Raw genomic sequence first — 21,791 nt, forward strand, 5'->3', positions numbered from 1 at the left:
CCCCCTTCCGAAAGGACAGCGACCATGCAAGACCTGGCGATAGAGACCACAGGACTGGTGAAGACCTTCGGCGACACCAGAGCCGTGGACGGCCTCGACCTGAAGGTGCCGGCCGGAGCCGTGTACGGCGTGCTCGGCCCGAACGGCGCCGGCAAGACGACCGCCGTGCGGATGCTGGCCACGCTGCTGAAACCGGACGGCGGCCGGGCCGAGGTGTTCGGGCGGGACGTGGTGCGCGAGGCGGACGCCGTCCGCAGCCGGGTGAGCCTGACCGGCCAGTACGCCTCGGTGGACGAGGAGATGACCGGCCTGGAGAACCTGGTCCTGCTCGGCCGCCTGCTCGGCCACCGCAAGCCGGCCGCCCGCTCCCGCGCCGCCGAGCTGCTGGAGGCGTTCGGGCTGACGGAGGCCGGGGGGCGGCAGGTGAAGACGTACTCGGGCGGCATGCGGCGGCGCATCGACATCGCCGCCAGCATCCTCAACACCCCCGACCTGCTCTTCCTGGACGAGCCCACCACCGGCCTCGACCCGCGCAGCCGCAACGCCGTCTGGGACATCGTCCGCGTCGTCGTCGCCCACGGCACCACCGTGCTGCTCACCACCCAGTACCTGGAGGAGGCGGACCGGCTGGCGAGCCGCATCGCGGTCATCGACCACGGCCGCGTCATCGCCGAGGGCACGCCAGGCGAGCTGAAGTCGTCGGTCGGGGCGGGCGCGGTCCACGTACGGCTGCGCGACCCCGCCGACCGGCCCGAGGCCGAGCGCGTGCTCGCCACGACCCTGGACGCCCCCGTCTACCTGGAGGCGGACCCGGTGGCGCTGACCGCCCGCACCGCCGCCGCCGGCAACGCGGCGCAGCAGGCCGCCGCCGCCCTGAGCCGGCTGTCGGACGCCGGCATCGTCGTCGACGACTTCTCCCTCGGCCAGCCCAGCCTGGACGAGGTCTTCCTCGCCCTCACCGACCGCCCCGCCACCACCACCTCCGAGGAGCAGGCAGCATGAGCAGCACCGAGACCGTCGCCCCCCAGAACGTCGAGACCGCGGCGCTGGCCGCCGTCCTCGCCCCCGCGGCCCGACCGCCGCGGCCCAGCGCCTGGTCGGCGTCGATGACGTTCGGCTGGCGGGCGATGCTGAAGATCAAGCACGTGCCCGAGCAGCTCTTCGACGTGACCGCGTTCCCGCTGATGATGACGCTGATGTTCACGTACCTGTTCGGCGGCGCGCTGGCCGGCTCGCCCACCGCGTACCTGCAGTTCCTGCTGCCCGGCATCATGGTGACGAGCGTCGTGATGATCACCATGTACACGGGCGTGGAGGTCAACAAGGACATCGGGAAGGGCGTCTTCGACCGCTTCCGCACGCTGCCCATCTGGCGGCCGTCCACCATGGTCGGCTACCTGCTGGGCGACCTCCTGCGCTACACGATCGCCTCGCTCGTCATCCTGGCGATCGGCCTGGTGCTGGGCTTCCGCCCACCGGGCGGGGTCGCCGGGGTGGCCGGGGGGATCCTGCTGCTGCTGGCGTTCTCGTTCGCGTTCTCGTGGTTGTGGACGATGTTCGGGCTGCTGATGCGCAGCGAGAAGTCGGTGATGGGGGTCAGCATGCTGGTGCTGATGCCGCTGACCTTCCTCAGCAACGTCTACGTGGACCCGTCCACGATGCCGGGCTGGCTCCAGGTCTTCGTCAACGCCAGTCCCATCACCCACCTGGTGAGCGCGGTCCGCTCCCTGATGGCCGGCACCCCGGACACCGGGGAGGTCACCTGGGTCCTGGTGTCGTCGGCCGTCCTGATCGCCGTCTTCGGCACGCTGACCATGCGCCTGTACAACCGCAAGTGAGCGGCGCCCCCGCGGGGGGTGGGGCCACGCCGGGCCGCGCCACGGCCGGGATGTACACCGATCCGTCGGATCGCGCGTCCTATCCCACCCGTCCCCCTACCGCAGGAGCTTCACATGCGCCTCAGACTCCCCGCTCTGACCGTTCTGGCCGCCCTCGCCGCGACGCTGCTCGCCGTTCCGCCGGCCGACGCCCGAGCGGCGTCCGGCGCGATGGCGACGTACCGGGGCCAGGGGGACGACGTGGTGAGCATCCCCGTCACGGCGGTGCCGAGCATCGTCAAGGCCACCCACCAGGGCGAGTCCAACTTCGCCGTATGGGCGCTCGACACGCGGGGCAAGCAGGCGGACCTGCTCGTCAACGCGATCGGTGACTACAAGGGCACCCGGGCCTTCAACGTCCTGACCGCCAGGAAGATCCGCTCCTTCGAGGTCAACGCGGACGGCGCCTGGACGCTTCAGGTCCTCCCCATCACGAAGGCCCGCTACTGGGCGATCAAGGCCAAGGGCACCGGCGCGGACGTGCTGCGGCTCACCTCGCCGTCCAGGGCCGCCCGCCGCATCACCCTCCAGCACACCGGCGAGTCGAACTTCGCCGTCTGGGCCCTCGACGACCGTGGCCGCTCCACCAAGCTGCTCGTCAACCGCATCGGCGACTACAAGGGCCGCGTGCTGCTGCCCGCCGGCACCCGCTACGCCACCGTCGAGGCCGACGGGGCCTGGACGATCAGCCGCTGAGCCCGGCGGCCGGGCGGTCAGGTGATGGCGAGGGCCCGGCGGAGGGCGCCTGTCGGGGTGTCGCCGCGCCAGGCGACGTGCTGGTCGGGGCGGACGAGGGTCAGGGGCTCGCCGGGGAGGTCCACGATCTCCAGGGGGATGCCCAGCTCGCGGGCCTCGGCCTCCAGGGCGGCCACGCCGGGCGTGCCCGCGTCGCCGAGCACGGTGAAGGCGCGGCCGAGGCGGTCGTAGAGGGAGACGCCGGGGGCCAGCCAGCGGTGCGGGAGGCGCTCGCCGGTGCCGTCGGCGACGATCGGGGAGCCGGTGTAGGCGTAGCCGAGGACCAGGTCCAGGCTGTGGAACTCGGCGTCCTTCGTGCGCAGCACGGCCTCGGCGACCGCCGGGCGGACCTTCTCGAACTCGCTCTCGTCGCCCATCAGCGCCGGGTCGGCCAGCTCGGGGGCGAGGGTGGCCATGTTGGCGGCGGCGGCCTCGATGGTGTCGGCGGCGATCGGGCGGCGCTCGGTCTCGTACGTGCCCAGCAGCGCGGCCGGCGCCCAGCCGCCGAGCACGGCGGCGAGCTTCCAGCCGATGTTGACCGCGTCCCCGATGCCGGTGTTGAAGCCGTGGCCGCCATAGGGCGGGTTCTGGTGGGCGGCGTCGCCCGCCAGGAAGACGCGGTCGGTGGCGTAGCGGTCGGCCAGCAGCATGCGGGCGGTCCACGGGTCGGTGGCCAGGATCTCGACCTCGATGTCGTCGCCGGCCAGGTTACGGACGAGCCGCACCGGGTCGGCGTCCTCGGCCCGAACGCCCTGGGCGATGCACCACCAGGTGTCCTTCAGGTCGAGGCGGCCGACCATGCCGGGCTGGGCGGGGTTGAGCACCCAGTAGTGGACGGCGGGGCCGTGCGGGATGCGCTCGGCCAGGCCGGGGGCGCGGAAGACGATGTTGAAGTTGGGGCGGGCGTCCTGGCGGCCCTCGTAGCGGGAGCCGATGGCGGACCGTACGACGCTGCGCGGGCCGTCGCAGCCGACCACGTACGCGGCCCGGACCTCGCGCTCCTCGCCGCCGTTCGAGGTGATGCGCACGGTGACGCCGTCGGCGTCCTCGGCGAGCCCGGTGACCTGCCAGCCGGTGAGCAGCGCGTCGCCGGCGGCCTCGCGCAGGATCTCCTCGACCAGCGGCTGCGGGGCCTGCTGTCCCGGCTCGGCGGCCAGGTCGGAGCCGACCAGGTCGAGCCCGAAGCAGCCGCCGATCCTGGTGATCTCGCGGCCCAGCAGGTTGGTGACGAACACCGCCTGGTCCGACCACGACACCGCGAGCGGCGCCCGCTCCCGCAGGGTGTCGGCCAGGCCCCAGCGCCGCAGCAGCTCCATCGTCCGGGCGGAGGTGGTCTTGGCGCGCGGGCGCAGCCACGACACCGTCTCGCGCGGCTCCACCACCAGGCTGCGCACCCCGTGGTGGGCCAGCTCGACGGCGGTCGCCAGGCCGACGGGTCCGCCCCCGGCGACCAGGACGGGCACGCTTTCCGGCACGGCCACCTCTTCGAGCATCTGTCCCGTCCTCAATCGTGCTGAACCATCATCAACCGGTGTCAAGAGTAGGGGCATGGTGGTGGTACCGCGCGGTGCCCGTCAAGCCGTGCCCGTCAAGCCGTGCCCGTCAAGCCGGTCCTGGATGCCGGTCGCGGTACGAACCCATAACTGATTGAAGATCACACTAGAGGGACCTCTGCCGCGTTGTTACGGTTTACGCCACCAACGACGATCTTCTAGGGGTTCTCCATGACCGAATCCTCCGTGATGCCGCTGCAGATGCGGCGGGTGGCGTTCGACCCGGCTCCGGAGCTGGCCGCGGCGCGCGAGGAGGAGGGCGTCACCAGGATCAGGACCGCGTTCGGCGCGGACGCCTGGCTCGTGAGCCGGTACGCCTACGTCCGCGAGGTCCTGGGCGACGCCGAGCGGTTCCCGATCGCGCGCCAGACCATCGCGCGGCTGCCCGGAGCCCCCGAGATGACCGAGGAACAGCTCAAGAAGATCAACGCCGGCAACCTGCTCGGCCAGAACCCGCCCGAGCACACCCGGCTGCGCCGCATGCTGACCCCCGAGTTCACCATCCGGCGCATGCGGCGGCTGGAGCCGCGGGTGCGGGCCATCATCGACGAGCACCTGGACGCCATGGAGGCCGCCGGGCCGCCGGCCGACCTGGTGCCGTCGTTCGCGCTGCCGGTCCCGTCGCTGGTCATCTGCGAGCTGCTCGGCGTCCCGTACGAGGAGCGCGAGGGCTTCCAGACCCGTACCGCGCGCATGCTCGACGTCACGGTGCCCGCCGAGGAGCGGGTGGCGCTGCAGTTCGAGTCGCGGGCGTACATGGAGGACCTGGTCGGCCGCATCCAGGCCGACCCCGGCGAGGACCTGCTCGGCATGCTGGTCCGCGAGCACGGCGGCGACCTCACCAAGGACGAGCTGGTCGGCATCGGCAGCCTGCTGCTGTTCGCCGGGCACGAGACCACCTCCAACATGCTCTCGCTCGGCACGCTGGCCCTGCTGCGCCACCCCGACCAGCTCGACCTGCTGCGCAAGGAGCCCGAGCGGATCGACGCGGCGGTGGAGGAGCTGCTGCGCTGGCTCAGCATCGTCCACTCCGGCACCACCAAGGTCGCCGCCGCCGAGACCCGGCTGGGCGACACCGTCATCGCCCCCGGCGACCTGGTGATCTGCTCCCTGCCCACCGCCAACCGGGACCCGGAGCTGCTGCCGGACGCCGACCGCTTCGACCTGACGCGCGGCGCGCCCGGGCACGTCGCGTTCGGGCACGGCATCCACCACTGCCTGGGGGCGCCGCTGGCCCGGATGGAGCTGAAGACGGCCTTCCCCGCGCTGTTCCGGCGCTTCCCCGAGCTGCGCCTGGCCGACGGCGCCGAGCCGAGGTTCCGGTCATTCAGCGTCGTGTACGGGCTGTCCTCGCTGGAGGTCGCCTGGTAGGGCCGCCCCGCCCGGTTTCTGTCAGTGGCGGCCGGTAGCGTGCGAGCGTCATGTCCATCGACAGGGTCGCCGAGACGGCCGCGGACCAGCTCATCGGCAGGGAGCACCCCGCCGCGCTGCTGCGTGCCGAGATCTCCCGGGCGATCGGCAGCCACGGCGGGCTGGTGCTGGTCACCGGCGAGGCCGGGATCGGCAAGACCACGCTGGTCACCAGCGCGGCCCGGGAGGCCAGGCGGCAGGGGGCGCTGGTGGTGGGCGGCGCCTGCTGGGGGTCCGGCAGCGCGCCCGGCTACTGGCCGTGGACCCAGGTCGTCCGGGCGCTGCGGCGCGGGGCCGAGCCCGGGGAGTGGGCGGCGGCCGAGCACGCGGCGGGCGCCGACCTGACGGCTCTCCTCAACGACCCGCCCCCGCCTCAGCCCCCGTCTCCGCACGCTGTGTCCCCGCACGCCGTGTCCCCGCCTCTCGTGTCCCCACCTCTCGCGTCCCCGCCGGACGTGCCCTTCCCCGGGCGGGAGGAGGGCGGCGGGCGGGGCGGCGCCGACGGGGCGTTCCGGGTCTACGACGCCGTCACCTCCGCCCTCGTCGCCCTCGCGCAGCGCCGCCCCGTCGTCGTGGTCATCGACGACCTGCACGTGGCCGACCCCGCCTCCCTCCGGCTGCTGGAGTTCGCGGCCCAGCAGACCTGGTTCGAGCGGCTGCTGCTCATCGGCACCTACCGCGACACCGAGGTCGAGTCCACCGACCACCCCCTCCGCGACCTGCTGTCCCCGCTGGTCGCCCGGGCCACCACGATCGCGCTCACCGGCCTCGACCGGGCCGGGGTGGCGGCGCTCCTGGCCAGGACCGCCGGCCAGGCCCCGCCGCCCGGCCTGGTGGCCGAGGTCCACGCGCGCACCGGCGGCAACCCGTTCTTCGTCGAGCAGACCGCCCGGCTGTGGCGCGGCGGCGGCTCGGCGGACGCGATCGCGCCCGGCGTCCGCGACGCGCTGCTGCGCCGGCTGTCCCTGCTGCCGCCGCCGGTCGCCGAGCTGCTGCCCGCCGCGGCCGTGCTGGGGCGCGAGTTCCACCGCCAGGTGCTGGCCGCCGCCGTCGCGGCCCCCGTCCCTCATGTGGACCGGCTGCTGGAGCAGGCCGTGGTCGCCCGGCTGGTGGTGGCCAAGGGCGGCGGCGTGTTCGCCTTCGCCCACGACCTGGTCCGCGAGACCCTGTACGACTCCCTGGCCGACCCGCGTCCCCTGCACGCCGCCGTCGTGGCCGCCCTCGACCGCGCCCCCGGCCTGGCCGGCAAGGTGCTCCCCGGCGACCTGGCCCGGCACGCCCACCTCGCGGGCGAGCGCGTCGCCCCGGCCAGGGCCGTCGAGATCCTGCTGGCGGCGGCCCGCGACGCCCGCGGCCGGATGGCGGGTGAGGAGCAGCTCGGGCATCTGCGGCGGGCGTACGAGACGAGTGCCGCCGCCGATCCGCGCACGCGGGTGGCGGTCGCCCTCGACCTGGGCCGGGAGCTGCACCACTCGGGCGAGCCTGAGGAGGCGCGGCAGATGTTCGAGCGGGCCGCCGCCGTCGCCGCCGGGCTCGACGACCCCGAGCCGCGCGCCCGCGTCGCCCTGACCTTCCACTCCTACGCCCCGGGCCCGGCCGCGCTGGAGCTGCTGCGGGCGGCCCACGTCCGGCTGGTCGGCCATCCGGTGCCGGACGAACGCCTCGCCCTCGACCTGGTGATCCACCTCGCCAGGCTGGCCCGGCAGGGCGGGGACGACGACGCGCTGGTGTTCAGCCTGTGGGCGCACCACGACATCATCTGGGGGCCGGGCACGGCGCGGGAGCGCGTGGCGCTGACCGGCGAGCTGGTCGCGCTGGCCCGGCGCACCTCCGACTCCGAGCTGGAGCACTTCGCCCGGGCCCTGCGCTGGGTGGCCCTGATCGAGGCGGGCGACGCCGGCTACCTCGACCAGTTCCAGGAGTACGCGGCCCGCGGCCGGCGCAGCGAGCAGCCGCACCTGGAGCTGACCGCGGCGGTGGACGGCAGCATCCTCGCCGCCCTGGCCGGGCGCTTCGCCACGGCCGAGTCGCTGCTCGACGGCATCCACTTCGACCAGCGCCACGAGCACTTCGTGTTCATGCTCCAGCACCACCGCTGGGCGATGGCGTGGTTGCGGGGGCGCGTGGCGGAGCAGGCGGAGATCGTGGAGCGGCTCAGGGGCGGCCCGCATCCGGGCGTCGGGCTGCTGGAGGCGCTGACGGCGCTCCAGGCGGGCGACGTCGAGCTGGCGCTGCGCCGCCACGCCGACGGCGAGCCCGCCGAGCGCATGTGGCATCCCCTGTGGTTACGCTTCCTGGCCGAGCTGGGCGCCGCCACCGGCGATCCCGAGCTGTGCGCGGCGGCGCGGGAGGCGATGGCGCCGCACCGCGGGCAGTGGGTGGTGTCGCTGCTCGGGTGGGACATCAGCGGCCCTTACGACCTGTGGCTGGCGCTGGTGGACGCGGCCGAGGAGCGCTGGGACGCGGCGGTCGCCGGCTTCACCGCCGCCCGCCGCTCGGCCGACCGTCTCCAGGCACGCCCGTGGTCGGTGCTCGCCCGCGCCCACCTGGCCGAGACGCTGCTCGCCCGCCGCGCCCCCGGTGACGCGGCGACCGCCACCGCCCTGGTCGCGGAGGTCCGCCGGGAGGCCACCGAGCTGGACATGCGCCAGGTCCTGGAGTGGTTCCCCCTGCCACCCACGGCCCACCCACCCCCCGGCACCCCGCCCCGCGAGGAACCTGCGGCACCCGCACCGCCCACGACCCGCGACGGGTCGGCGACGTCCGCGGCGGCCGTCGGCCACCCAGGCCGGGACGGACCGGCGACGTCCGCGCCCACCACCGCCGGCCCGGCCCGCGACGGGTCGTTGGCGCCCGCGGCGGCCGTCGGCCGCCCAGGGCGGGACGGGGCGGCGTCGTTCGCCCCCATCACCGGCGCCCCGACCCAGGACGGGTCGGTGGCGGGCGGGGCGGGGGGCCGGGGTGCGGAGTTCCGGCGGGAGGGGGCGGTCTGGGCGTTGGTGTTCGCGGGGCGGGCCGTGCACGTTCCCGATGCCAAGGGGCTGCGGGACCTGCACCTGCTCCTGTCCCGTCCCGGCGAGGACGTCCCCGCCGTCCGCCTGCTCGCCCCGGAAGGCGGCGAGGTGGTGGTGGCGGCCCGCCGGATGGGCGGGGACGCGCTGCTCGACCAGGAGGCCAGGAGCCGTTACCAGCGGCACCTGGCCCGGCTCGACGAGGAGATCGACCGGGCCGTGGAACTGGGCGACGACCGGCGGGCCGCCGCGTACGACCGCGAGCGCGCCGCCCTGCTGGCGGAGCTGCGGGCGGCGGCCGGGCTCGGCGGGCGCGGCCGCCGGCTGGGCGACGAGGCCGAGCGGGCCCGCAAGACGGTGACGGCGCGGATCCGGGACGTGCTGCGCAAGCTCGACCGCGCCCACCCCGAGCTGGCCGCCCACCTCCGCGCCGCCGTCTCCACCGGCTCCACCTGCCGCTACCAGCCGCCCGCCCCCGGCGAGCCCGCCTGGCGGTTGTGACCTCTATCAGCCCAGGAGCGCGGCGATGGCGGCCATGATCGGGATGGACAGGGTCGTGGTGGTCAGGACGGCGCCGCGGGCCAGCCGCCGCCCGGTGTCGTAGGTGACCGCGTACACGTAGATGTTCTGCGCCGTCGGCAGCGCGGCGAGCAGGGTGGCCGCCAGCAGCGCCCTGCCCTCCAGGCCCAGGGCGAAGCGGGCGGCGGCGTAGGCGAGGGCGGGCTGGACGGCGGATTTCAGCACGACGACGAGGGCCAGCTCGCCCCGGACGCCGGGCCGCTCCTCGGCCGGGGGCGCGCCGCGGGAGCCGTACAGGCTGAGCCCGTAGGCCAGCAGCGCGACGGGCACGGCCGCGCCGCCGAGCAGGTCGATCGGCCGCATCAGCGGGGCCGGCAGGCGCAGGCCGGCCAGCGCGCAGGCCAGGCCGAGGAGGGAGGCGACCGTCAGCGGGTTGCGCAGCGGGAGGAGCAGGGCGGAGCGGACCGAGCGCGCGCCCCGGTCCAGGACCAGGAACGCGGCCGGGGTCAGCACGATGAGCTGCACCAGCAGGATGGGCGCGACCAGGGCGCCGTCGCCCAGGACGTAGATGGAGATGGGGATGCCGAGGTTGCCGGCGTTGACGTAGGAGGAGGCGAGGGCGCCGACGGTGAGCTCGCGCCGGTCGCGCCGCCACAGCAGCCGGGCGGCCACCACGTAGCCGGCCTGGACGCACACCACCGCCACGACCTCGGTCAGCAGCACCGGCGAGGCCAGCGTGCCCAGGTCCGCCCGGGAGACGGTGGCGAACATCAGCGCGGGCGTCGCGACGAAGAACGCCAGCCGCGACAGCACCAGCTCGTCGGCGGCCCGCAACAGCCCGCCGGCCCCGACGAGGTAGCCGAGCACGGCAACGGACACCAGCGCCACGAACGCCGCGACAACCCCCGTCATACCGCCCCTGGCCTCCCGAAATCGGACACCCGGCAGCGTATCGGGTGGGGTCCGGCCGGGTTACGCTGCATCCATGCGTGTAGTGGTGATCGGCGCCAGCGGCCACATCGGCACCTACCTCGTCCCCCGCCTGGTGGACGCGGGCCATGACGTGGTCGCGGTGAGCAGGGGCAAGCGGGAGCCCTACAGCCCGCACGGCGCGTGGAAGCACGTCACCGCGGTCTCGGCGGACCGGGAGGCGGAGGACGCCGACGGCACGTTCGGGCGGCGGATCGCCGACCTGGAGGGCGACGTGGTCATCGACCTCATCTGCTTCCAGGAGCCGAGCGCCCGCCACCTGGCCGAGGCGCTGGCCGGGCGGGTCCGGCACTTCCTGCACTGCGGCACGATCTGGACGCACGGCCCGAGCGCGCGGGTGCCCACGACCGAGGACCGCCCGAAGCGGCCGCTCGGCGAGTACGGCAGGCAGAAGGCCGCGATCGAGGCGTACCTGCTGGAGCGGGCGCACCGCGACGGCTTCCCGGCGACGGTCATCCACCCGGGGCACATCACCGGGCCGGGATGGGTGCCGGTCAACCCGGCGGGCAACGTCAACCCGGCCGTCTTCCAGACCCTGGCCGACGGCGAGGAGCTGGCACTGCCGAACTTCGGCATGGAGACCGTGCAGCACGTCCACGCCGATGACGTGGCCCGGCTGTTCATGGACGCCGTCGCCGACCCGTCGGCGTCGGTGGGCGAGAGCTTCCACTCGGTGGCGGTGGGCGCGCTCACGCTGCGCGGCTACGCCGAGGCGGTGGCCGGCTGGTTCGGGCGGGAGGCGCGGCTGGCGTACCTGCCGTGGGAGCGGTGGCGGGACACGGTGTCCGAGGAGGACGCGCGGGTCACCCATGACCACATCATGTACAGCCCGCACTGCAGCATGGCCAAGGCCGAGCGGCTGCTGGGCCACCGCCCCCGGTACGAGCCTTTGGAGGCCGTCCGGGAGGCGGTGGACTGGCTGGTCCGCGCCGGGACCGTCAAGGTCTGAGCCGGGCGACCGTCCCCAGCCTGTGGACGGTCAGCCGGTCAGCGGGCCGAACTCCTTGCGCGTGTCGATGACCTGGCCGAACAGCTCCCACCGGGTGCCCTTGAACCGCATGAGCTGCATCGACTCGATGGGGAACGCGTCCCCCTGGGCGGTGTTGAGCGTGACGCCCGGCAGCAGCATGTCGATCTTGACGTCCCGCAGGTTGCGCACCGAGTCCCGCAGCCCCTCCCGGGTCGGGCACTTGGCGGCCTCCATCGCCTTGTGGAAGCTGTTGGCGACGGCCCAGCCGAAGGTCAGGTACGGGATGTCGGGGTCGGCCCCGGGCGCGTACTGCTTGATCTTCTGCTTGTAGAGCGTCATCTCCGGGTCGTTCGCCCAGGTCGGGTCGTTCGGGTCCTTGTAGTACGAGCTGGACACCACGCCCTGCACGTTGTCGAACCCGACCGGCTTGAGCACGGTGATCGAGGCGGCGACGTTGTTGACGATGTGCAGCGGGTTCCAGGAGGTGTTCCTGGCGTCGGCGGCCAGCGCCTGCGAGCCGAACTTCGGCGTGGTGATGTCGAGGAGGACGTCGGCCTTGGACTCGGCGAGGTTGCGCATCTGGGGGTCGATGCTGGGGTCGGTGACCTCGTAGCTCTGCTCGGCGGCGATCGTGACCCCGGTGCCCTCGATCGCCCGCTTGAAGCCGCCGAGCAGGTCCTTGCCGAAGTCGTCGTTCTGGTAGAGCACGGCGACCTTGGCCGAGGGCTTCTCCGTCTTCAGGTACTGGGCGTAGACGCGGGCCTCGGAGACGTAGTTGGGCTGCCAGCCGATGGTCCACGGGTGCGCGGTGTCGGTGCCCCACTTGGACGCGCCGGTGGCGACGAAGACCTGGGGCACCTTGCGCTGGTTGGTGTAGTCCCAGGTGGCGGTGGTGGAGGGGGTGCCGAGCGTCTGGAACAGGGCGAACACCTGGTCCTGCTCGACCAGCCTGCGGGCCTCCTCGACGGCCTTCGGCGGCTGGTAGCCGTCGTCGCGCACGATCAGCTCGACCTTGCGCCCGCCGATGCCGCCCTTCTCGGCGTTGACGTAGTCGAAGTACGCCTTGATGCCCTTGGGGATGTCGCCGTAGGCCGAGGCCGGGCCGGACAGCGGGTAGATGCCGCCCAGCTTGATGCTCTTGTCGGTGATGCCGGTCGTCTGCTGGCCCTGGCACTGGCCGGACGCGGCCGTGCCGGTGCCCTCGCCGCTGTCGCGCCCCCCGCAGGCGCCGACGGCGAGCAGGAGCAGCGCCGCGCAGCCGATCGCAGATACACGCATCCCTGTCACTCCTTCCGGGAAACCATCCCGATCAAGCGCCCGGTCAGGCGTGCGGCCAGCCCGGCGAGGCCCGTGGGGGCCACGTACATCACCGCGATGATCAGCAGGCCGAAGATGACGCCGGGCGCGGCCTCGTTGAGGTCCTGCGCGATGCCGGGCACGAACATCACGAACAGCGCGCCGAGCACCGGCCCGGCCGTCGAGCCGAGCCCGCCCACGACGAGCCCGGCGAGCAGGGTGATCGACAGGTTGACGGTGAAGGAGTCCGGGGAGACGAACCCGATCACCCAGGTGTAGACGCAGCCGGCCGCCCCGGCGAGCATCGCGCTCCAGGCGAAGGCCAGCGTCTTGTACGACGACAGCCGCACCCCCATGACCTCGGCGGCGCCCTCGTCGTCCCGCAGCGCGTGCAGCGCCCGCCCGACCCGCGACCGCAGCAGGCTGCCCACCAGCGCGAACGAGGCCACGGCGACCGCGAGCGCGAGGAAGTACAACCACTGGTCCTCGGCCAGCCCGCTCCAGGCCGGCGGCCGCGGCTTGGGCAGCGTCAGCCCCATCGACCCGCCGGTGACGTGCTCGAACCGCTTGAGCAGCGGCACCAGGAAGACCGCCATCGCCAGCGTGACGAGCGCCAGGTACAGCCCGCGCAGCCGCACCGCGGGCACCCCGAACGCCAGCCCCAGCACGAACGCCACCGCCGCGGCGACCGGCAGGGTCACCGGGTACGGCACCGCCCACTCGTGCAGCAGGATCGCGGCCGCGTACGCGCCCACCGCGAAGAACGCCCCGTGCCCGAGCGAGATCTGCCCGGCGTGGCCGACGAGCAGGTTCAGCCCGAGCAGCGCGACCGCGTACACCAGGACCATCGTGAGCTGGAAGACGTGGAAGGGGACGAGCTGGAAGGGCGCGTAGACCGCGGCGGCCAGCAGCACGGCCGGCGCCGCCCACCGCCGGCGGGCCGCGTCCCACCGGGGGCGGCGCGCCGGGGAGGCGCCCACGCCGGCGTCCTTGACCTGCGTCATACCCGCTCCACCACCGCTCGCCCGAACAGCCCGCGGGGCCGTACCAGCAGCACGCCGAGGATGATCACCAGAGGGACCCCGATCTTGAGGTCGGAGCCCACGAAGCCGAGGTAGGCCCCGGCCAGCGTCTCGGCCACGCCGACGATCACGCCCCCGACGACCGCGCCGGCCGGGCTGTCGAACCCGCCGAGCGTGGCCGCCGCGAAGGCGTAGATGAGCACGCCGCCCATCATGTTGGGCTCCAGGAACAGCAGCGGCGCGACCAGCACGCCCGACACCGCGCCGACGGTGGCGGCCAGCCCCCAGCCGAGCGCCAGCGTCCGGCCCACGCGGATGCCGACCAGCCGCGCCGAGACGGGGTTGGCGGCCACGGCCCGCATGCCGAGCCCGATCTTGGTGTGCTGGAAGAGCAGGTACAGCAGGCCCATGACCAGCGCCACCACGCCGAGCACGCCGAGCGTGGAGAAGCCGACGCTCACCCCGCCCAGCTCCAGCGCGCCGCGAGGGAAGGGGTTCGGGAAGTCCTTGATGAGGAACGTCCAGATCCAGCCGGCGGCGGCGTTGACGAAGATGAACAGCCCGACGGTGACGATCACCAGTGTCAGCTCGGGCGCGCCCTCGACCGGCCGGATGACGACCCGCTCGATGAGCATCCCGCCCGCGAACGACACCACCAGCGTGAGCGCCAGCGCCGCCCAGAACGGCAGCCCGGCCGCCACGCCCTGCCAGGCGAGGTAGGTGGAGAACATGGCCAGCTCGCCCTGGGCGAAGTTGACGATCCCGGTGAACTGGTAGATCAGCACGAGGGCCAGCGCCATGCCGGCGTAGATGGCGCCCGCCCCCAGCCCTTCCACGACCTGCTGCAGGAACCCGGCCACGGCTACACCCGGTATCCCAGGTAGGACTGCGCGACCTGCTCGTCCGCGCGGATCCGCTCGGCGGTGCCCGACAGCACGATGCGCCCGGTCTCCAGGACGTGCGCCTGCCCCGCGATGCCGAGCGCGAGGTGGGCGTTCTGCTCCACGACGACCACGGTGGTCCGCTCCTCTTGGTTGATGGCCTGGACGATGCGGAACAGCTCTCGGGTGACCAGCGGCGCCAGGCCCAGCGACGGCTCGTCGAGCAGCAGCACCCGGGGCCGCAGCATGAGCGCCCGGCCGATGGCCAGCATCTGCTGCTCGCCGCCGCTGAGGCTGCCGGCGACCTGCCCGAGCCGCTCGCGCAGCGGCGGGAAGTAGCCGCAGACCCGCTCCAGGTCGTCCTCGACCGCGCGCCGGCCGCGCCGGACGAACGCGCCGAGCCGCAGGTTCTCCTCCACGGTCAGCGGCATGAACGTGCCGCGCCCCTCGGGCACGTGCGCCACGCCCAGCCGGGCCACCGCGTCGGGCGGCCGGCCGGTCAGCACCGTGTCGCCGAGCCGGACCACGCCCCGGGCCCGGACCATGCCGGACAGGGCGCGCAGCAGCGTGGTCTTGCCCGCGCCGTTGGGGCCGAGGATCGCGCAGATCTCGCCCGCCGGCACGCTGAGGCGCACGCCGTGCAGGACGCGGGCACCGCCGTAGCCGGCGACCAGGTCCTCCACCTCCAGGGAGCTCATACCGCCGTCCCCAGGTACGCCTCGATGACGCCGGGGTCGCGCTGCACCTCGGCCGGCGGCCCTTCGGCGATCTTGCGGCCGAAGTCCAGGCAGACGATGCGGCGGCAGACGCCCATGACGAAGCCCATGTGGTGCTCGACGACGACCACGGTCAGGTCGTAGTCGTCCTTGAGCGCGCGCAGCGTGCCCGCGAACTCGGCCACCTCGGCCGCGTTCAGCCCGTTGACCGGCTCGTCGAGCAGCAGCAGCCGGGGGCGGGAGACCAGCGCGCGGGCCAGCTCGACCCGCTTGAGCGTGCCGAACGGCAGCCCGCCGGCCGGATGGCCGGCCACCCGCTCCAGCCCGAGCCGCTCCAGGACGGCGTCGGCGTCGGCCCGCAGCGCGCGCTCCTCGCGCCGCACGCCCGGCAGCCGCAGCGCGGCGGTCAGGAACCCGGCGCGGCCCCGGTGGTGCGCGCCGGCCAGCACGTTGTCGCGTACGGACATGCGCGGGAACAGGCCGAGGTTCTGGAAGGTGCGGGCGATGCCGAGGCGCGCGATCGCGTACGGGGGCACGGCCCGCAGGTCCGTGCCCTCGTAGGCGATCGTGCCCGAGCCGGCCTCGTAGCGGCGGGTCAGGCAGTTGAACAGGGTGGTCTTCCCGGCGCCGTTGGGGCCGATGAGGCCCACCATCTCGCCGCGCGCCACCGCGAGGCTCACGCCGTCCAGCGCCGTGATGCCGCCGAAGCGGACGGTGAGATCGCGCACCTCCAGCATCCGGCCTCCCCGGGGACATCGCCTGGAGAACATTGTTCTGAAGCGTGGGCTCAGCGTAGGATCCGCTCGTCAGAGGCCGCATTGGGCACGGTGACCCAAGATGTCCGCGGCGAGTTGTCCGCTGAGCACAGCGACGGTCTCGGACCGGTCACGACCCGTTGACCGCCTGCCGATGGGCATGGATCATCCCGGCATGTCCGGTCGTTTTCCGACGGAGACGTTCACTGGCACCCAGGCGGTCCGCGCGCAGCGCGCCCGCATCCTCGCCGAGCTGCTGGACGACGTCCAGGGCCTGGCCGACGCCGGAGCGGCGGCGATCCGGGCCGAGATCCCGGCGTACGCGGCGCAGGGCCCCGGCTTCCACGCCGACGTGCGCGACCAGATCGTCCGGCACTACCGGGCCAAGCTCGCGGTGTTGCTGGAGGAGCGGGAGGTGACGGCGGCGGACATCGCGTTCGTCCGGCGGGCGGCGATGCGCCGGGCCAGGGCCGGGGTGCCGCTGGCCGACTACATCAACGCCTACCGCGTCGGGCAGCGCGTCTTCTGGGAGTCGCTGGTCGAGCGGGCCGGGCCGACACCGGCCGGGCGGGAGGCGGCGCTGTCGCTGGCGGTCGCCCAGATGCGGTACTGCGACTTCGCCGGCACGCAGGCCGCGTACGCGTACATGGAGTTCCAGCAGTACGCCGCCGCCGAGACCGTCAGGGAGAGCCGCGGCCTGCTGGAGACGCTGCTGGCCGGCGGCACGCCCACGCGCGGCAGGGAGCTGGCCGCCGCGCAGGCGCACGGCCTGGCGCCCGACGCGCGCACGCCGCTGCTGGTCGTGGTGGCGATGCTGGCCGAGGCGCCCGCCCCGATGGGCGCCGGGCTCGACCGGGACGCCGAGGCCCGGCACGCCGCCTGCGCCGCCCTCGCCAGGACCGGCGGCAACGGCGGCCGCACGCTGTCGGTGGTGCGCCAGTCGGAGATCGTGGCGGTGCCCGTGCTCGGGCCCGGCGCGGAGCCCGGCGAGCTGTGCGACCGGCTGGAGGCCGTGGTCGAGAGCCTGGCCGGGGAGGGCATCCGGCTGGCCATGGGCGTCAGCACGCCGGCGGCGGGGACGGCGCAGATCCCGCAGGCGTACCAGGAGGCCAGGAGGGTGCTGGACTTCGTGCCCGAGGAGGGCGGCGTGGCCGCGCTGCCGCGCATCACCCCGTTCCAGTACCTGGCGCTGCGGGCCGACGACACCGCCCGCCACCTGGTGGACCCGCGCATCACGGCGCTGCTGGAGGAGGACCGGGCGCGCGGCGGCGTGCTGACCGCGACGATCCGGGCGTTCGCCGCCGCCGACCTCAACCTGCGCACCGCCGCCGAGCGCCTGCAGATCCACCCGAACACCGCGCAGTACCGGATGCGCCGCATCCAGCAGCGCACCGGGCGCAGCCTGCGCTCGATCGGCGATCTCGTCGAGCTGCTCGTCGCCATCGCGCTCCAGGACGCCCTCCCCACCAACTCCGGCCGGGAAAGACTGGCCGCCGTGACCGATGAGGGCCGCGGGAGGGCGGACGTACGGTCGTCCCATGAACCTCGCTGACCGGCTCCACACCGCCGCCGGGCGGCTCGGTGGCAGAGCGGTTCTCACGCTGGACGGGGCGGAGCTCACCTACGGGACGCTCGACGAGCTGAGCGCCCGCCTGGCCGGGCTGCTGGGCCGCCGGGGCGTCGGCCGCGGCGACCGCGTCGCCGTCATGCTGCCGAACGTGCCGGAGTTCGGCGTCGTCTACTACGGGGTGCTGCGGGCCGGGGCCGTGGTGGTCCCGCTGGACCCGCTGCTCAAGCGCCGCGAGATCGCCGCCTACCTGGGCGACTGCGGGGCCCGGCTGCTGGTCGCCTGGCACGCCTTCGCCGAGACCGCCGAGGCGGGCTCGGCGGGCACCGGGGCCGACTGCTTCTTCGTGGTGCCCGGCGAGCTGCCGCGGCTGCTGCGGGCCGTGGCGCCGCGGCGCGAGCCCGCCCGCACGGCCGGCGACGACACCGCGGTCATCCACTACACCTCCGGCACCACCGGGCGGCCCAAGGGCGTCGAGCTGACCCACGCCAACCTGGCCGGCAACGCCGAGGCGGTGGCCCGCATGCACGCGCTCGGCGTGGACGACGTGGTGCTCGGCGCGCTGCCGCTCCACCACACCTACGGCCAGACCTGCGCGCTCAACGCCGCCGTGCACGCGGGCGCCCGGCTGACGCTGCTGCCGCGCTTCGAGGCGGGGCGGGCGCTGGAGGTGATCAGGCGCGACGGGGTGACGGTGTTCCAGGGCGTGCCGACCATGTACATCGCGCTGCTCGACCATCCCGGGGTGTCCGACCTGTCGATGGTGCGCGTGTGCACCTCGGGCGGGGCGGCGCTGCCGCTGGACGTGCTGCGCGCGTACGAGACCCGCTTCGGCTGCCGGATCGTCGAGGGGTACGGGCTGAGCGAGACCTCGCCGGTCGCCGCCGCCAACCGGGGCGGGCCCGGCCGCCGTCCCGGCTCGATCGGCCGGCCGATCAGGGGCGTCGAGATGAGGGTCGTCGGCGAGGACGGCCGCGAGGTGGCGTGCGGCGAGATCGGCGAGATCGTCATCCGCGGCCCCAACGTCATGAAGGGCTACTGGAACGACCCCGCGGCCACCGCCGAGGCCGTGCGGGACGGCTGGTTCCACTCCGGCGACCTCGGCCGGATGGACGAGGACGGCTTCTTCTTCCTGGTGGACCGCCGCCGCGACGTGATCATCCGCGGCGGCTACACCGTCTACCCGCGCGAGGTCGAGGAGGTCCTGTACGAGCATCCGGCGGTGCGCCAGGCCGCCGTGCTCGGCGTGCCGCATCCGGAGCTGGGCGAGGAGGTCGAGGCCGTGGTGGCGGTGCGGGCACCGGTGAGCGGCGCGGAGCTGCGGGAGTTCGTGCGCGAGCGGGTGGCGGCCTACAAGTACCCGCGGCACGTCACGTTCGTGGACGAGCTGCCGACCAGCCACACCGGCAAGATCCTCAAGCGGGAGCTGGGCCAGCTCACCGCGGCCCTGCGCCGCTGACCCGCGATCACGTCACGGGCCGGGCAGGTCACCCGATGCCCGGGCGGCGCGGGAGCGGCCGAAGGTCCCCCGGCCGCCGGGGCGTCGGTCACTGTCCCGCCGCCGGGCCGCGGGCTAGCGTGGAACCATGATTCGCGTGTTCCTTGTCGACGATCACGAGGTGGTGCGCCGGGGCGTGGCCGCCCTGCTGGATGCGGAGGACGACATCGAGGTGATCGGCGAGGCCGGCACCGCCGAGTCCGCGATCGCGCGCGTCCCCGCGCTCCAGCCCGACGTGGCCGTCCTCGACGTGCGGCTGCCCGACGGCAACGGCGTGGACGTCTGCCGCGAGGTGCGCTCGCGGGTGCCGGGGCTGGCGTGCCTGATGCTGACCTCCTTCGCCGACGACGACGCGCTCTTCGACGCCGTGATGGCCGGCGCCGCCGGCTACGTGCTCAAGCAGATCCACGGCTCCGACCTGGTCGGCGCGGTGCGCACGGTCGCCTCCGGCCAGTCGCTGCTCGACCCGCAGACCACCGCCGCCATGTTGCAGCGGCTGCGCGACCAGGCCGCCAGGAAGGACCCGCTCGCGGCGCTGTCGGAGCAGGAGCGGCACATCCTCGACCTCATCGGCGAGGGCCTGACCAACCGGCAGATCGGCGAGCGGCTGTTCCTGGCGGAGAAGACGGTCAAGAACTACGTCTCCAACCTGCTGTCCAAGCTCGACATGCAGCGCCGCACCCAGGCCGCCGCCCTGGCCGCGCGGCTGCGCAGCGAGCGCCGCCCGTGAGCGGGCAGCCCGGGCGGGGGCAGCCCGGGCGGGGGCAGCCCGGGCGGGGGCAGTTCGGCACGCCGGAAGGGGACTTTCGCCCCTGAGCGCCGCGGCGGCCGGGCGGCGATGCTGGCGGGCATGGAACTCGACTCGTCCGGACTCCAGGTGCTCACCGAGACCGAGTGCCTGCGCCTGCTCGCCGGCACGCCCATCGGGCGGATCGTCTTCACCGACCGGGCCCTGCCGGCGGTGCAGCCGGTCGCGTTCTGCCTCGACCGCGACGCCATCGTCATCCGCACCGGCACCGGCTCCAAGCTGGCCGCCGCCACCCGGCGGGCCGTGGTCGCCTTCGAGATCGACGACTACGACCCGGCGTCGCGGACCGGCTGGTCGGTGAGCGTGGTCGGGCACGCCCGCGCGGTCGCCGACCCCGCCGAGGCGGCCCGCCTGGCCGCGCTGCCGCTGGAGCCGTGGGCGCCGGGCGGCCGCGACCACTTCATCCGGGTCAGCGTGGAGCGGCTCAGCGGGCGCCGGATCACAGCGGGACGCTCCACCTGAGCACCGTCCCGCCCGGCCGGCCCGGCTCGCCCGGCCTCCTGTGCTCGGCCGGGTCGGCCGGCTCGGCCGTGAAGGAGCCGCCGAGCCGGGTGGCCCGCTCCTCCAGGTTGCGCAGGCCGCTGCGCCGGCCGCCCGGCGGCAGGCCCACGCCGTTGTCGCGGACCACCAGCGACAGCCGCCCGCCCGCCACCTCCACCGCGACGTCCGCCCTGGACGCCCTGGCGTGGCGGACCACGTTGGACAGGGCCTCGCGCAGCACCGCCAGCAGCTGCTCGGCGAGGTCGCCGGAGACGCGGGTGTCGAGCTGGCCGTCCATCCGCAGCCCCGGCATGAAGCCGAGATGGCCCCGCGCGCCCTCCACCAGCTCCACGATCCGGGTGCGCAGGCTCGGGGGCACGCTCTCCCTGGCGTTCTGCAGGGCGAAGATGGTGGAGCGGATCTGCCGGATGGTCTCGTCCAGCTCGTCGATGGCGTGCTGGAGGCGGCTGGACGCCTCGGGGTGCTCGACCAGCCTGACCGTGCTCATCAACGTCATCGCCGTGGCGAACAGGCGCTGGATGACCACGTCGTGCAGGTCCTTGGCGATGCGGTCGCGGTCCTCCAGCAGGCTCAGCCGCTCGGCGTCGCGGCGGGTCTCGGCCAGCTCCAGCGCGATCGCGGCCTGGCCGCCGAACGCCTCAAGAGCGCGCACGTCACCCCTGCTGAACGGCATCCGGCCGGCCCGCTTGGCGAGGGCCAGCACGCCGCGTACCGACTCGCCGGCGCCGACCGGCAGCAGCAGCTCGGGGCCGTAGCCGAGCGCGCGCAGCGGGGAGTCGGCGTCGAGCGGGTGCGGCGAGGACAGCGGCTGCCCCCGGCGGAAGACCTCGCCCGCCGCCGTCCTGTCGAGGGCGTAGGACGGCTCCGCCGGCTCCTCCCCGGCCGCGCCCTCGGCGAACTCCACCAGCAGGCGCTGCCCGGTGGGCTCGGGCAGCAGGATGCGGACGAGGTCGGCGTCGCTCATCTGCCGGGCCCTGGACGCCACCATCGTCAGCACCTCGCGGGTGTCGCCCCCGGACAGCAGCCGGGTGGTGACCTCGGAGGACGCCTCCAGCCAGGTCTCGCGGCGGCGCGACTCCCTGTAGAGGCGGGCGTTCTCGACGGCGACGCCGGCGGCCGTGGCCAGGGCGATCACGATGGCCTCGTCCTCCTCGTCGAACGCGCCGCCGCCGCGCTTCTCGGTGAGGTAGAGGTTGCCGAACACCTCGTCGCGGACCCGGATCGGCACGCCGAGGAAGGTGCCCATCGGCGGGTGGCCGGGCGGGAAGCCGTAGGACTCCGGGTGGTCGGCGATGCGGCCCAGCCGCAGCGGCCGGGCGTCCTTGATCAGCAGCCCGAGCAGGCCGAGCCCGTGGGGCCAGTGCTCGATGGCCGCGATCTCCTCGTCGGTCAGCCCGACCGGGATGAACTGCAGGAGCGTCTGCTCCTCGCCCACCACCCCGAGCGCGCCGTAGCTGGCGTCCACCAGCTTGGTCGCGGTCTCCACGATGGTGCGCAGCACGGTCTCCAGGTCGAGGTCGCCGCCCACGGAGACGACGGCCTCCAGCAGGGCGTGCACCCGGTCGCGGGTGGCGAGCACGGCGTTGAGCCGCACCTGCAGCTCGGCCAGCAGCTCGTCCAGTCGCATGTGCGGCATGAGAGGGCGGTGCCCGTCATCCACCATGCGTTCAGTGTCGCACCCA

The 21,791-nt window shown here is 74.3% G+C and carries 18 protein-coding genes; 10 read left to right on the forward strand and 8 right to left on the reverse strand.

The window, feature by feature from the left end; all coding sequences use genetic code 11:
* The first annotated feature begins 24 nt into the window (after positions 1 to 24).
* The 3 genes from AB0H75_RS15700 to AB0H75_RS15710 all read left to right on the forward strand — a co-directional run bounded on the left by AB0H75_RS15700 (position 25) and on the right by AB0H75_RS15710 (position 2,573).
* Positions 25 to 1,002 (forward strand): ATP-binding cassette domain-containing protein, encoded by a 978-nt coding sequence (locus AB0H75_RS15700; RefSeq protein WP_367796467.1) that lies wholly within the window; start codon positions 25 to 27, stop codon positions 1,000 to 1,002.
* On the forward strand, positions 999 to 1,838 hold the full coding sequence (locus tag AB0H75_RS15705; protein ID WP_367796469.1) for an ABC transporter permease: 840 nt from the start codon (positions 999 to 1,001) through the stop codon (positions 1,836 to 1,838). The genes AB0H75_RS15700 and AB0H75_RS15705 overlap by 4 nt, the downstream gene beginning before the upstream one ends.
* Positions 1,839 to 1,952: 114 nt before the next feature.
* Entirely contained in the window at positions 1,953 to 2,573 is a 621-nt protein-coding gene (locus AB0H75_RS15710; protein ID WP_367796471.1) for a hypothetical protein, read from the forward strand.
* Positions 2,574 to 2,590: 17 nt separating this feature from the next.
* Here the strand turns inward: AB0H75_RS15710 and AB0H75_RS15715 are convergent, their stop codons facing one another.
* Positions 2,591 to 4,105 carry an FAD-dependent monooxygenase gene (locus AB0H75_RS15715; RefSeq protein WP_367796473.1) on the reverse strand — a complete coding sequence of 505 codons (1,515 nt, stop codon included), beginning with the start codon at positions 4,103 to 4,105 and terminating at the stop codon, positions 2,591 to 2,593.
* A 231-nt stretch (positions 4,106 to 4,336) separates the two neighbouring features.
* Here AB0H75_RS15715 and AB0H75_RS15720 point away from each other — a divergent pair, with 231 nt between their 5' ends.
* Positions 4,337 to 5,536: a cytochrome P450 gene (locus AB0H75_RS15720; RefSeq protein WP_367796475.1), complete on the forward strand. Its 1,200-nt coding sequence runs from the start codon at positions 4,337 to 4,339 to the stop codon at positions 5,534 to 5,536.
* 50 nt (positions 5,537 to 5,586) lie between these two features.
* Positions 5,587 to 9,087 carry an AAA family ATPase gene (locus tag AB0H75_RS15725; RefSeq protein WP_367796477.1) on the forward strand — a complete coding sequence of 1,167 codons (3,501 nt, stop codon included), beginning with the start codon at positions 5,587 to 5,589 and terminating at the stop codon, positions 9,085 to 9,087.
* A gap of 6 nt (positions 9,088 to 9,093) precedes the next feature.
* Here the strand turns inward: AB0H75_RS15725 and AB0H75_RS15730 are convergent, their stop codons facing one another.
* Positions 9,094 to 10,017, reverse strand: coding sequence for an AEC family transporter (locus tag AB0H75_RS15730; RefSeq protein ID WP_367796479.1), 924 nt, complete (start codon positions 10,015 to 10,017; stop codon positions 9,094 to 9,096).
* Positions 10,018 to 10,090: 73 nt separating this feature from the next.
* Between AB0H75_RS15730 and AB0H75_RS15735 the strand changes: the two genes are divergently transcribed.
* Positions 10,091 to 11,044 (forward strand): NAD-dependent epimerase/dehydratase family protein, encoded by a 954-nt coding sequence (locus tag AB0H75_RS15735; protein ID WP_367796481.1) that lies wholly within the window; start codon positions 10,091 to 10,093, stop codon positions 11,042 to 11,044.
* 30 nt (positions 11,045 to 11,074) lie between these two features.
* Here the strand turns inward: AB0H75_RS15735 and AB0H75_RS15740 are convergent, their stop codons facing one another.
* The 5 genes from AB0H75_RS15740 to AB0H75_RS15760 are packed head-to-tail and all read right to left on the reverse strand — an operon-like array spanning position 11,075 to position 15,717.
* Positions 11,075 to 12,343, reverse strand: coding sequence for an ABC transporter substrate-binding protein (locus tag AB0H75_RS15740; protein ID WP_367796483.1), 1,269 nt, complete (start codon positions 12,341 to 12,343; stop codon positions 11,075 to 11,077).
* 5 nt (positions 12,344 to 12,348) lie between these two features.
* Positions 12,349 to 13,365, reverse strand: a complete 1,017-nt coding sequence (locus tag AB0H75_RS15745) for a branched-chain amino acid ABC transporter permease (protein WP_367796485.1) — start codon at positions 13,363 to 13,365, stop codon at positions 12,349 to 12,351.
* On the reverse strand, positions 13,362 to 14,243 hold the full coding sequence (locus AB0H75_RS15750) for a branched-chain amino acid ABC transporter permease (RefSeq protein WP_367796487.1): 882 nt from the start codon (positions 14,241 to 14,243) through the stop codon (positions 13,362 to 13,364). Before AB0H75_RS15750 ends, AB0H75_RS15745 begins: the two co-directional genes overlap by 4 nt.
* A gap of 2 nt (positions 14,244 to 14,245) precedes the next feature.
* Positions 14,246 to 14,962 carry an ABC transporter ATP-binding protein gene (locus tag AB0H75_RS15755; RefSeq protein ID WP_367796489.1) on the reverse strand — a complete coding sequence of 239 codons (717 nt, stop codon included), beginning with the start codon at positions 14,960 to 14,962 and terminating at the stop codon, positions 14,246 to 14,248.
* A complete protein-coding gene (locus tag AB0H75_RS15760; RefSeq protein ID WP_367796491.1) occupies positions 14,959 to 15,717 on the reverse strand; it encodes an ABC transporter ATP-binding protein in 759 nt (252 codons plus the stop codon). Before AB0H75_RS15760 ends, AB0H75_RS15755 begins: the two co-directional genes overlap by 4 nt.
* 193 nt (positions 15,718 to 15,910) lie before the next feature.
* On the opposite strand from AB0H75_RS15760, the gene AB0H75_RS15765 reads away from it, so the two are divergent.
* The 4 genes from AB0H75_RS15765 (at position 15,911) to AB0H75_RS15780 (ending at position 20,070) form a co-directional block, all read left to right on the forward strand.
* The gene (locus AB0H75_RS15765) at positions 15,911 to 17,287 is read left to right on the forward strand and encodes a PucR family transcriptional regulator (protein WP_367796493.1); all 1,377 of its coding nucleotides are present in this window, start codon (positions 15,911 to 15,913) and stop codon (positions 17,285 to 17,287) included.
* Positions 17,274 to 18,761, forward strand: a complete 1,488-nt coding sequence (locus AB0H75_RS15770) for a long-chain fatty acid--CoA ligase (RefSeq protein WP_367796495.1) — start codon at positions 17,274 to 17,276, stop codon at positions 18,759 to 18,761. The genes AB0H75_RS15765 and AB0H75_RS15770 overlap by 14 nt, the downstream gene beginning before the upstream one ends.
* 127 nt (positions 18,762 to 18,888) lie before the next feature.
* On the forward strand, positions 18,889 to 19,530 hold the full coding sequence (locus tag AB0H75_RS15775) for a response regulator (RefSeq protein ID WP_367796497.1): 642 nt from the start codon (positions 18,889 to 18,891) through the stop codon (positions 19,528 to 19,530).
* Positions 19,531 to 19,650: 120 nt separating this feature from the next.
* On the forward strand, positions 19,651 to 20,070 hold the full coding sequence (locus AB0H75_RS15780; RefSeq protein ID WP_367796499.1) for a pyridoxamine 5'-phosphate oxidase family protein: 420 nt from the start codon (positions 19,651 to 19,653) through the stop codon (positions 20,068 to 20,070).
* Here the strand turns inward: AB0H75_RS15780 and AB0H75_RS15785 are convergent.
* A complete protein-coding gene (locus AB0H75_RS15785) occupies positions 20,048 to 21,772 on the reverse strand; it encodes a GAF domain-containing sensor histidine kinase (protein WP_367796501.1) in 1,725 nt (574 codons plus the stop codon). The genes AB0H75_RS15780 and AB0H75_RS15785 overlap by 23 nt on opposite strands.
* Positions 21,773 to 21,791: the final 19 nt, after the last annotated feature.

Origin of the sequence: Nonomuraea sp. NPDC050783, from assembly GCF_040802095.1 — a bacterium.
Taxonomy (GTDB): Bacteria; Actinomycetota; Actinomycetes; order Streptosporangiales; family Streptosporangiaceae; genus Nonomuraea.